Source organism: Ureibacillus acetophenoni (genome assembly GCF_900220965.1).
GTDB classification, from domain to species: domain Bacteria; phylum Bacillota; class Bacilli; order Bacillales_A; family Planococcaceae; genus Ureibacillus; species Ureibacillus acetophenoni.
Map to the genome: position 1 here is coordinate 1 of NZ_OBQC01000016.1, position 12,387 is coordinate 12,387.

Below are 12,387 nucleotides of genomic sequence, written 5' to 3' on the forward strand. Positions count from 1 at the left end.
TAAATTGTATTATCCGGTATTAGCCCCGGTTTCCCGGAGTTATCCCAAACTATAGGGCAGGTTGCCCACGTGTTACTCACCCGTCCGCCGCTAACCTTTCAAAAGCAAGCTTTTAAAAGATTCGCTCGACTTGCATGTATTAGGCACGCCGCCAGCGTTCGTCCTGAGCCAGGATCAAACTCTCCATAAAATGGTGAATTTGAGTTAAGCTCAAAATTCAAACTGGCATCAAAATTGATGTCCAAAATTTTGTTTCTACTATATAGTAGAAACGTTTAATTCATTAACGTTTTGTTGTTCAGTTTTCAAGGTTCATGTCTTTCGTCGCTAACTTAGCGACTTTTAATATTATATTATATCTTATTAGCTGTGTCAAATGTTTTTTTGAGAAACTAATAAAGACAACACAATCTAATTTAACATAATGTTTTTTCTTTTGTCAATCTCTTTTGTTACTAACATGCTGTTCGCATCAGCAACATTGACTACTATACTACCCTATCAATACAATTGCAAGGGTAAGATGAAAAGTAAATTAATTCTGACTACTTATGAGGACCTATAATAAGGTTATATGATACTAATAAATAATAGTAGAAATTAATAATTTTATAAAAACGTTATTCATTAATATATTTAAAAGAAGTGTAGATAAAGTCATTAGTTTGCCTTCATCTACACTTCTTAACTATCTCATACTATACAATTTTAAGTTGTTCTATATTACAAGAAAATAAAGTAACAAAGGAAGATTACGAATAGACCGTACATTATAGGGTGAATTTCTTTAGCTCTTCCTGCTACGATCATTGTTATTGGATAGAAGATAAATCCGATTGCTATACCAGTTGCAATAGAATAACTTAATGGCATAAAAATTAATACTAAGAACGCCGGAATTGCAATTTCAATTTTATCCCACTCGATATTTTTCAACGATGATACCATTAACGCACCCACGATGATTAATGCCGGTGCTGTAACGGCACTTGTAACTACAGCTAATACTGGTGAGAAGAATAAAGCAAGTAAAAATAAAACTCCCGTTACTACAGAGGCAAAACCTGTTCTAGCACCTGCAGCAACCCCTGCTGTCGATTCTACATATGAAGTAGTTGTTGACGTACCAAAGACTGCACCTGTTACAGTTGCTAATGAATCGGCAAGTAAAGCTTTTCCTGCTCTTGGTAACTTATTATCTTTTACTAATCCTGCTTGGCCTGCAACCGCCATTAATGTACCTGCAGTATCAAAGAAGTCTACGAATAAGAAAGTTAACACAACAACTAAGAAATCAAGATTTAATACAGTTTCTTGGAAAATCTTTAATGAATCAAAAGCATCAAAAGCTGCACCAAATGCCGGACTCATATCCGGTATTGGAGAAACGATTGCTTGAGGCAGGCTTACTAACCCAAAAATCATACCTACTACAGCAGTGACAACCATTCCATAGAAAATACCACCACTAATTTTTTTAGCCATTAAAATCGCTGTAACAAATACTCCAAATATAGCTAATAACGTTGCGCCACTAGTAACATTACCTAACCCCGTTAATGTTGCACCATCTACGATAATTCCTGCACCTTGAAGTCCAACATAAGCGATAAATAAACCAATCCCTGCACCTACAACATATTTTAATTGTGCTGGAATTGCATTAATGATTGTTTCTCGAATTCCTGTTAAAGATAAGATAATAAAAATGATCCCTGAGAATAGTACACCTGTTAACGCTGTTTGCCACGACATTCCCATTCCTAATACAACTGAAAAGGCAAAGAATGCATTTAGACCCATACCCGGTGCCAAAGCAATTGGATATCTAGCGATAATTCCCATAAATAAACTACCAACAGCAGCAGCTAATGCAGTAGCAACAAACACCGCATTATAATCCATACCAGCTTCAGAAAGCATTCCTGGATTGACCGCTAAGATATACGCCATTGATAGGAATGTAGTTAACCCACCTAAAAACTCACGACGATAATTTGTTCCAAGTTCTTCGAATTGGAAATACTTTTTCATTGTTATCCTCCGTTTGTCGTCCCAATGTCAAAAATAAAAGACATACAACCTAATTGAAAGTCGCATGCCTACATTACCTCTACTGACTCTAGATAGAAAAATAAATAAAATGAATAATTGCATCTAGAATTAATAGTCGTAGTCAAACTATTTAAGGTAGTTTGGTAGAAACTTTCGAGCCTTATTCTCGACATTATACGACGAAATATTTAATTTACGTTTAGTAATATATCATCATACTTTTCAATTTTCAATCCTATTTACGAACATTTTATAAAAAAATATAAATATAGTTCGTTAAAAGTTGTGAAATTTCAAATTTATGTCTCTTAATTTATAAAAGGGGCGTTAATTTTAAATTAACTTTATTATGCGCAAAGTCATTTTTTCTACTCTCTCTCATAAAAAGCAAAAAACCTCCGACCACTCCATATTTGAAGTAATCAAGAGGTTCACAAATTCCAGTTATTATATTATTCCCATTCAATCGTTGCTGGTGGCTTAGAAGTAATATCATACACTACGCGGTTAATGTGTTTTACTTCATTTACGAGACGTTGATATATCAATGTTTCTACAACTTAACAATATTTTCCGGTTAAATTTACAATCTATTATTAACGCTATTTTTGTAACTCAATCGTAGCACGTGAAAAGGTAATTTGGCAACGATTCCACTTAGATATAGACTAGTTAATAGTAAATTCAGACAAAAAAAGAAGGCACAATGCCCTCATCTATTAAGTACCTTTTGCTTTTGTTGTTGAAATTCTTCGTCTGTTAGTATTCCACTATTTCTTAAATCTGCTAGTTTCTTTAACTCATCAGCAGTAGAAATATTAACATTATTACTTATTACTTTTTCTTCTGATTCTTTCGAATCAATCGAATCACTTTGTTTAATTAATATACTCAGTAAACTATGCCAGTGATTAATTGAATTAATTGCATTTACATAATTTGAACTTTCTTTTTTTATTGGTAATGCCTTTCCATTAATATCTACCTTATCAGCTTTTAAAAAATTAATTATTTTAATAGGATTTTTTGTATTGTTTACAATGACCTTTAAATCAATTTTATTTATTTCTTGTTCAGATGTTTTCTTTCCACTCAATCCACCAATAACTGCTCCAGTACCACCAGCTAAAACTCCACCTATAATTGCACCACCTAATTGAGACGAACGAGATGTACTGGTAATAGTTTTACCATCTTCTATTATTTCTGATTCAAGAATATCTTTATAGTCATAGATTTCAGTTGTGTTATTTTTTGCAAAGAGAAAACAAACTTTCTTTCGCTCTTCATCTAATAATATAGTAGATTCTAAGTCATATGATTGATATTTTTGGGAAACTGTAAAATCCTTTTGTAAGTTTTGCATTGTATCTAATGTATTTTTTTTATTATTAATCTCATTTGTTTTATTTTGAGTTTCAATTTTCCCTAAATAGATACCACCCCAAATTAATCCCACTGTCACTATAATCCCAAGAATAGGCGAAACAGTAAACAACCACATAATAATAAAAAGCATAAACAATGCTAATATAAAAGCTAAGCATCCCACAATATTTCTCCACCTATCTACTTTATTTAATAGGGACATTTTACCATTAAACGTTTTACCTTAAAAGGCAAATATTACCCTTATCTATTAATAATCAATTCAAATTTTTTCAGTACCTTGAAGGTCGATCTGGTTCATTAATAAAAATTTTTTTTTAATCAGTAGAATGCCTAGACATCTATAATATTTAATTTAATAAAAAAAACACCTCAAATATTATGAGATGTTAACTAATGATTAGTTTAACGTATTTTCGTATTCCTTCACAATCTTATAAAAACTATTCTTTTTTAATTCTAGTAACTCAGCGAATTCGACACCTGTAATTTTCTTAGCTTTCCATTCTTTATAATTATTTTCTAATACTTGTCGTTGGTATTTAGTAATTGTATTTAAGTTTAATTGTGGTCTACCTAAATGCTTACCTAAATTCTTTGCTGACTCAATTCCCTCTCTTTGACGTTGCCTAATTTTTGTACGTTCTTCTTCTGCTTGCCAACTAATAACTTCAAAAACAATGTTACTAATCATAGAATGTAATCCTTCTATAGCTTCACCCTTTGAGTAGTCAATGTTAAGCGCAGGCATATCCAGTACACGAACATTAATTTTATTGTCTTTAAAATATTGCCACTCTGTTTTAATATCGTTCTGATTTCTTCCAAGTCTGTCTAGTGACTTAATTACAAGTGTATCCCCACTTTCAAGCGATTTTTTCATATATTGATAACCTATTCTATCCATGTCTTTTCCACTTGTTTTATCTTCATATATATATTTATCTTCAATACCAAATTTCTTCATTTCATCTAATTGACGTTGTAGGTTTTGGTCTTTAGTTGATACTCGAATGTAAGCGACTGTTTTCATCTCGTTTCTATCCCTCCATTTTCCCTCTCTTACATATATTGTATCATTAAAGTTTGTAAAGGTATAGTGGATATTATAAACGTTTATTAATTATTTCCATCACATTTACAAACGTAAATTAGCCCGATTTATCGTAGCTTATAATCGTATACCTTTACAATCACAATTATTTTTAAAAATAATTAGAGTACTTTACGTTTTCAATAAAAAAGAGAATCTAAATCAAATAGATTCTCTTTTCCTTATAAATCACTTTTCGGATTCTTTAGCATATACAGTTCCAACATTTACAAATTCATCAATAGCTGTATTATAATACTCCATTCCATTAAAAAATGGATTCACATTATCTTCTTCATATGATTGCTTAAAGTAAGAATAAGCATAAACCATTTTTGCAGTGCCATTCACTAAAGTTTGATACGTTTCTTTGTATCTTACTAATTCAGTGTAGTCTTGCATATTTTTAAAATAACTAAAATACTCATCTAAATTATTTATTACGATTAATAAATCCTCTCTGCCATACGTATTATCTTCATTTAGCATCCCATTTACAATCGGACTTATTGATTGTTGTACATTATTCATAATCGTATTCAAGTTTTCAATATCCTTTGCAAAGTCACTTTCTAATTTTTCTTGTTTCGAGATTTCAGTGTCATCTTTATCCTCTGATTTTTCACCAAATTTTACAGTATGAGTTAAGATACTTGTAGTCAAATCTTTATTACTAATATCCATATCATTAATATTATTTAGGTAACTCAAAAATAACATATCACTACCGTTATTTGGTTTTATTTTCTTATATCTTGTTTCTATCTCTTCAATAATTCCTTCTGATAAATTTTCATCCAACAATATTTTTTCATCTTTTGTTAGCCCATTGACCGCTTCATTATATTTAATATTGGCTACTGAAAAATCATTTTCTACAATTGCTTCTAGTATTTCTTTTGAGTCATTTGAAATTTTTTGTGTATTATCTCCACAACCACCTAATAAAAACAGACTAATAAGTGCTATCAAAATTAGTTTATTTTTTTCTTTTAGCATATACACACCTCTAATATATTAAAATTAATACAACTTTACCATATTTTGGGGTAACTAGCGATTATTACTTGTTTGAATATGATAAGTTTCAATAGATGACATTCCACTTCGAAAAATTGCTTCCTCACGGTAAATTACTACTACAGATTACGTGGATAGTAGTGCTACTCTCATTATTCACATTTCATCTAACTAAATCGGTTACTAATAGCCCCATCATAACGTGCAATTCACACGTAAAAACACCTATATAGACATAATTTCCCCAGATCATTCACGCAATAAATACTTAACATATTATGAATGCTTAACAGATAATTTTAGGTAAAATAAATAAATTTCTTAATAAAACTCCAATTTTATCAATAAAAGCCCTCACAATGATAGTAAGGGCTTAATGATTCGTGTTTGAAATTCTCGATTTGCATTATGTTTCGATACGGCTATCTTTTATGTTATATAAACTTATTGCTAATCCAAAATTTCATATGTATTCTCTGATATATTACTTCTTAAAAATAACTTCTTCATTGTTTAGCCATTGTTCCAATAAAGTTCTCATTCTCAAGCTAGGAATGTAAATATTAATGGCTTCAGGCTCTTGTTTTCTTATTGCACTTCTCCAAATCCATTGTAGCAAATTACTTAAAGCTAATAAATCTTCATTTACTTTAACACCAGCATCTTCGAAAAATTGTTTTTCAAAAGGTTGCATATATAAATTATAAACAAATGCTAAATTATGTGTATCTTGATAATCGTTTGTGGCTCTTGTAGTCCATGAAATAAATCCTTTAGTGTATCCTTTACCCTTGAGTTTACCAGCAAAAGCTTTCTTTGTTGTCCAGAGATTATCTATAGATTTACCGCAAGTTCTAAAATAATTATAAAGATTCTTCTTTAATTGAATTATCATTTCATCACTTGCACACATTAGCCATGTTGCAGATAATTCGTGCCCTTTTACTTTTCCACCAGATACATAATTACTATTCATTTTTCCATCATAAATATTTATTAAGTATTTATATTTTCTTCTACCTTCTAAGTAAGGGTTATAGTTAACTAAGCAGTATACATCTCCAAATTTTTCAACACTCTTGTATTTATAATCAATATTAAATAAATCATAATAGTATCTTTGTATTTGCCCATCAAATAAATATGTAAGTATGTATGTTTCTTCGAATAAATCGAATGTTTTTGCAGGAAATGTCCAAAACATCATTATATCCCTGTGTAAATAAATATTTCCTTGTTGTGCATGGTATTTGATATTCGCATATCGACCATCGAAGACCCCACTATAACCTTCATCCAGCCAAATTACTTTTCTATCTTTTACTTCAATTTTGTTAGCTTTCTTTAGTAATTCAATGTCTTGCCTCGTTACCTTTTCCACCTTTTCAATAACATTTGCAACTTCGTCTAAAATTAATATGTATCCTGCATCCCTTATCAGTTCCATAACTTCCTCATCAAACTTACTAAATAATGCGTGTGTCGTTACTATACTTTCACCACTTGCAAGTAATTCTTTAAAATGTTTTAGCTTTGTTCCTTTACCAAGCTTAGCATCTGGTTCAACCAAAAATGGACAACCTACTAAAATGTTATTTTGTATTTCATTTAAATAAGGAGAAACATATAAAAATCTTTTATTTTTTTGATGGCGGTTCATGTACTCCTTCGCCCATGATGTTTTACCACTACCCATAATTGAATCAATAACAGTTACTTTTGCCAAATTTAATCTTCCTTTTCATTTCATATTTTTTTATTTCTAGCACCTTTAACACAACTCTAGTTTTACTTACTCCATTTTCTGAGTGTGAAAAGTGCAAAAAACAATTACAAACCCTTTCATACCAACGATTTTAGGCTTTACCCCTTAAAAAAGATTTTATAAAAGTGCATCATAAAATCCCTTTAACTATGTACTTTTTATCACCATCCTTTGGAAAACTATCGTTTTCCAAAGCCTAGCCGAAAAAGTACCAAAACGGCTCGATTAACACTAGATTCCTATTTCACCTCTTTACAATCAATTTCATGAGAAAAATAAAAAACACAAAATAACCTCGTTAATTTAGAGGTTCATTTGTGTTTAGGTTGCTTTATTCTAATGTTTAATTTTATTATTAGTGTTTTGGTCACCTTCATGTGACTATGCTTATAGTATATCATAAATTCTTGTATATATCAAAAAAACATCGTACGATACTATTGCTTTTTTATAAAATATATGTTATTAAACAACATTTTATTGTAATGCTAATATTTACTTTTAAACAACTTTATTTCATTTAATGGACTGTACATTTTTCCAATAGTTAAAATATCCTCTTGTTCTAGCCCTCTAAGATATTTAGAAGTTATTTGAGTATCATAATGTCCCATCAAGCGACTAAGACTATAAACATCAATTCCATTTTTCAATGATTTTTGAGCGTAATAATGCCGACAATCATGTGGTGAACATCTCACTTCTTTTCTTACTTTTGCATTCCCACAATGCTCTTTCAAAATCTTATTAATACGTGAACGATGTAACTTTCGTGCTGATTGGTCTAGGAAATAGTAATCTTCTATATCCTCTTTATTTTTATGTTTAAAGCGTTCTATTTTCAAACTTTCAAACTTCCTCATGTAACGTCTCATTAGTTTTGTAATGTGTACTAGACGCTGTTTACTACCTTTTCCATGAATTAAAATGTGTTTAGTTGAAATATCGATTTCTTTTATATTACATAGTTCACTTACACGTATGCCTGTTTCTAATAAAAAAATTAAAATTAATTTATCCCTAACATTTGAATACGTTTCTTCTTTTACATCATTAATAATCCGCGCAACTTCATCATCATTGAAAGTGACGATAACTGTATTATCTTCTTTTAGATTCTTAATCCGTTTCATTGGACTATCATCTTCATCTAAAAATTCTTCCTCAATTAAATACTGAAAGAAAACTTTCAAAGTAGCTAAATAATTGTTAATTGTGCGATTGTTTTCATTACTTTGTTCTTGTTTATATTTAATGTACTGCTTAATGTGAATAGACTTAATGTCCTCTACATCTTCAATCTTTAAATCATTTATCATAAAAAGATTAAAGCGATTTAACCGAAACATACATTGATAAATATAATCTTTCTTTCTGCCTTGAATTTCTTGATTTAACTTAAACTCTTCAATCATTTCAACTATTTTAGTCATAATAAAACTCCCTTTCATTTACTAAATAGCGTAAATAAAAGAGAGTAAATTTTTGAAACTCAATCGTTGTAGGTGAACACTTCTATATCATCATAAAACACGTTTAAACGCTTGATATAACTGTTTTTAGAATGATTCTGATAAATAGGTCATTCCCATTCAATCGTTGCTGGTGGCTTAGAAGTAATATCATACACTACGCGGTTAATGTGTTTTACTTCATTTACGAGACGAACGGAGATTTTTTCTAGCACTTCCCAAGGGATACGTGCCCAATCGGAAGTCATACCATCGATTGAAGTGACTGCACGGATTCCGATTGTATAATCATACGTACGCGCATCACCCATAACACCAACAGAACGAATGTCAGGTAGTACAGCGAAATATTGCCAAATATCGCGTTCTAGACCAGCGTTTTTAATCTCTTCACGTAAAATATAGTCCGCTTCACGAACGATCTCTAATTTTTCTTCAGTTACTTCACCAAGTACACGAATTCCAAGACCTGGGCCTGGGAACGGTTGGCGCCAAACGATTTCTTCTGGAAGACCAAGCTCTAATCCTAAAGCACGAACTTCATCTTTAAATAATGTTTTTAATGGTTCGATTAACTCGAATTTCATATCTTCTGGAAGTCCACCAACGTTATGGTGAGATTTAATTGTTTGAGCTGTTGCTGTACCAGATTCAATAATATCTGTATAAAGAGTTCCTTGAGCAAGGAAATCCATATTTTCTAATTTCGATGATTCTTCATCAAATACGTAAATAAATTCATTACCAATAATTTTACGTTTTTGCTCTGGATCTGAAACGCCTTTTAGCTTATTCATGAAACGTTCACGTGCATCAATTTTGATCACTTTCATATTGAAGCCTTCTGTGAAAGTTTTCATCACTTGTTCAACTTCACCTTTACGGTTTAAGTTATGGTCAACAAACATACAAGTTAGTTGATCGCCAATTGCTTTATGGATTAATACCGCAACTACCGAAGAATCAACACCGCCTGATAATGCACAGAGTACATTTTTATCGCCAACTTGATCACGAATTTTCGCGATTTCGATTTCGATAAAGTTTGCCATTGACCAGTCGCCTTTCGCTTCACAAACGTTGAATACGAAATTACGTAATAAATCGTTTCCATGAACAGAGTGACGTACTTCTGGGTGGAATTGGACAGCATATAATTTACGTGATGCGTCTGCCATTGCTGCAATATGACAAGAAGGACTCGTTGCAATGACTTCAAAGCCGGTTGGTACTTCTGTTACATGGTCGCCATGGGACATCCATACAATTTGCTCTTTTGGTAAATTACCGAAGAGCTTGTTTTCAGTCGCTACTGTTAACTCAGCTTTACCGTATTCACGTTTTGCCGCAGATTCAACTTTACCACCTTGTGTGTGCGCAATAAGCTGCATGCCGTAGCAAATACCCAAAATCGGTAAACCTAAATTAAAAATAGCTGGGTCTACTTTAAATGCGTTGTCATCATAAACTGAGTTTGGTCCACCGGAGAAAATAATTCCTACCGCGTTCATTTCTTTAATTTCTTCCGCTGTAATTGTGTGCGGATGCAATTCTGAGAATACGCCAAATTCACGAATACGACGAGTAATCAATTGATTGAACTGGCTACCGAAATCAAGTACGACGATTTTTTCTTGCTCTTTTAATAAGGGAGTTACCATGATTTACACCTCTTCTAGTTTTTTTATATATTTTTATAATCACAAAAAGGATGTGTCTATATTATTTTTTTAGACACACCCTTCAAGGGAAAGAGGGTGAAATATTTATTCAAACACGACTGAAATACCGTTGCATAGATATTCTCGTGCTTTGGATAAATGATTTTACCTCCTCTTTTAACATTTATTAATTAGTATGGTTGTATTTCTAGGTTATAAAGATTTTTCAAGAGATTATTTTAGTAATGAAAGGTGCACCCGCCACTTCGCTTTTGGTGAAAAGAAAATCCTAGCTAACGAAAGTTGACTAAAGCTGTGCAGTTACTCCCCGAAATTAGGTGAGCGTTTACTCCCATTCGATTGTGCCGCCTGGTTTTGGTGATAGGTCATAGCACACTCGGTTTACGTTTTTCACTTCATTAATGATTCGGTCTGTAATTTTTAATAAAATTGGCCAATCAATTTGCTCAACAGAAGCTGTCATTGCATCAATAGTATTTACCGCACGGATAATTACTGGATATTCATACGTACGCTCGTTGTTACGTACACCTACTGATTTAAAATTCGGTACAACTGTGAAGTATTGCCATACTGTTTTATCTAAACCAGCTTTTGCGAATTCTTCACGTAAAATTGCATCTGATTCACGTACTGCTTCAAGACGATCTAATTCGATCTCACCTAAGCAACGTACTCCAAGACCTGGGCCTGGGAACGGTTGACGATATACCATGTCATGGGGTAAACCAAGCTCAACCCCACAAGCACGTACTTCGTCTTTAAATAATTGGAATAAAGGCTCCACTAATTCGAATTGTAAATCCTCCGGTAAACCGCCTACGTTATGGTGGGATTTTACAACTTTGTGAGTTTTCGTACCAGATTCTACAATATCAGGATAAATTGTTCCTTGCGCTAAGAAATCAATTCCTTCAAGCTTACGCGCTTCTTCTTCAAATACACGAATAAACTCGTTACCGATGATTTTACGTTTTTCTTCTGGGTCACTTACACCTTTTAATTTACCTAAGAAGCGCTCGCTCGCATCAACATAAATAAGGTTTTCTTCTAAGTCTTTTTCAAACATTTCGATAACGCCTTCAGACTCGTTTTTACGCATTAAGCCATGGTTTACATGTACGCAAACTAGTTGCTTACCAATTGCTTTAATTAGTAATGCTGCTACAACTGAAGAGTCAACTCCGCCAGAAAGTGCTAATAGTACCTTTTTGTCACCGATTTGCTCGCGTACTTTCGCTACTTGATCTTCTATAAAGTTTTTCACGTTCCAGTTTGCTTCTGCTTTACACGTATCGAACACAAATTCTTTTAATAAAGCTTTCGTTTCTTCTTCTGAAGTAGGCCAAGCTGGGAAAGTTTTTGAAGCTTTCGTAGAAGGATGTTCCACACTGATAACAGGAATTTCCAAATCGTAAATTTCATCTAATACGTCGATTGCTTCGCCATCTACAATATTATTTTTACCACCGTTTAGAATAATCCCTTTTACTGTTTTTAAATTATGAATATCTTGCGCAGTAATGTCATGAGGATGAATTTCACTATATACCCCTAAATCTCGAATCCAACGAGCAATTGTTGTATTATCACTGCTACCTAAATCTAATACTAAAATATTATCCTGCTTCACCTGATGCAACCTCCTAGTAATGTTAAATTCACTAATGTTCGGTTTTATACCTTTTCAAATGATTCATATAGGGTACCTAAAATACGAAAAACGCATAGAAAAACCTAATTACAATAGCTTTTCTACGCGTCCTCCTCATCATATATACGCAGGCAGACGTGTCCAAAAGGTACACGCCTACCTGCCGTCATAGATAAGTTGTTTAAGGTAACTTAGTAGAAACATCCGAACCATATTATCGGACTTATATGAAGGCATCCGTTCATATTATTTTCTCT

At 32.3% G+C, this 12,387-nt stretch carries 8 protein-coding genes, 1 rRNA gene, 1 pseudogene and 2 riboswitches; all 10 genes and pseudogenes read right to left on the reverse strand.

Annotation, left to right across the window (positions count from 1 at the left end; genetic code table 11):
• Window positions 1-190: ribosomal RNA gene (locus CRO45_RS16765) — 16S ribosomal RNA — on the reverse strand; the annotation flags it as partial.
• 533 nt (window positions 191-723) lie between these two features.
• On the reverse strand, window positions 724-2,034 hold the full coding sequence (locus tag CRO45_RS16770) for an NCS2 family permease (RefSeq protein WP_097150782.1): 1,311 nt from the start codon (window positions 2,032-2,034) through the stop codon (window positions 724-726).
• A gap of 119 nt (window positions 2,035-2,153) precedes the next feature.
• Window positions 2,154-2,255: riboswitch (purine riboswitch) on the reverse strand.
• A gap of 252 nt (window positions 2,256-2,507) precedes the next feature.
• Window positions 2,508-2,603 (reverse strand): annotated as a pseudogene (locus CRO45_RS16775) (GMP synthase (glutamine-hydrolyzing)); the annotation flags it as partial.
• Window positions 2,604-2,767: 164 nt separating this feature from the next.
• Window positions 2,768-3,607 (reverse strand): SHOCT domain-containing protein, encoded by an 840-nt coding sequence (locus CRO45_RS16780; protein ID WP_170949536.1) that lies wholly within the window; start codon window positions 3,605-3,607, stop codon window positions 2,768-2,770.
• 237 nt (window positions 3,608-3,844) lie between these two features.
• Complete coding sequence (locus CRO45_RS16785) at window positions 3,845-4,477, reverse strand: recombinase family protein (protein ID WP_097150784.1); 633 nt, start codon at window positions 4,475-4,477, stop codon at window positions 3,845-3,847.
• A 249-nt stretch (window positions 4,478-4,726) separates the two neighbouring features.
• The gene (locus CRO45_RS16790) at window positions 4,727-5,536 is read right to left on the reverse strand and encodes a hypothetical protein (RefSeq protein ID WP_097150785.1); all 810 of its coding nucleotides are present in this window, start codon (window positions 5,534-5,536) and stop codon (window positions 4,727-4,729) included.
• Between the two features lie 505 nt (window positions 5,537-6,041).
• Complete coding sequence (locus CRO45_RS16795; RefSeq protein ID WP_097150786.1) at window positions 6,042-7,283, reverse strand: hypothetical protein; 1,242 nt, start codon at window positions 7,281-7,283, stop codon at window positions 6,042-6,044.
• Between the two features lie 527 nt (window positions 7,284-7,810).
• The gene (locus CRO45_RS16800; RefSeq protein WP_097150787.1) at window positions 7,811-8,755 is read right to left on the reverse strand and encodes a tyrosine-type recombinase/integrase; all 945 of its coding nucleotides are present in this window, start codon (window positions 8,753-8,755) and stop codon (window positions 7,811-7,813) included.
• A 149-nt stretch (window positions 8,756-8,904) separates the two neighbouring features.
• Entirely contained in the window at window positions 8,905-10,455 is a 1,551-nt protein-coding gene (gene guaA, locus CRO45_RS16805) for a glutamine-hydrolyzing GMP synthase (protein ID WP_097150788.1), read from the reverse strand.
• 346 nt (window positions 10,456-10,801) lie between these two features.
• On the reverse strand, window positions 10,802-12,118 hold the full coding sequence (gene guaA / locus CRO45_RS16810) for a glutamine-hydrolyzing GMP synthase (RefSeq protein WP_235864642.1): 1,317 nt from the start codon (window positions 12,116-12,118) through the stop codon (window positions 10,802-10,804).
• A gap of 161 nt (window positions 12,119-12,279) precedes the next feature.
• A riboswitch (purine riboswitch) is annotated at window positions 12,280-12,381 on the reverse strand.
• Window positions 12,382-12,387 lie beyond the last annotated feature (6 nt).

What these genes read in the sequence shown, in the direction of transcription:
- CRO45_RS16770 (WP_097150782.1), bottom strand. Translation starts at nt 2,034, where the DNA reads ATGAAAAAGTATTTCCAATTCGAAGAACTTGGAACAAATTATCGTCGT.
- CRO45_RS16785 (WP_097150784.1), bottom strand. Translation starts at nt 4,477, where the DNA reads ATGAAAACAGTCGCTTACATTCGAGTATCAACTAAAGACCAAAACCTA.
- CRO45_RS16790 (WP_097150785.1), bottom strand. Translation starts at nt 5,536, where the DNA reads ATGCTAAAAGAAAAAAATAAACTAATTTTGATAGCACTTATTAGTCTG.
- CRO45_RS16800 (WP_097150787.1), bottom strand. Translation starts at nt 8,755, where the DNA reads ATGACTAAAATAGTTGAAATGATTGAAGAGTTTAAGTTAAATCAAGAA.
- guaA (WP_097150788.1), bottom strand. Translation starts at nt 10,455, where the DNA reads ATGGTAACTCCCTTATTAAAAGAGCAAGAAAAAATCGTCGTACTTGAT.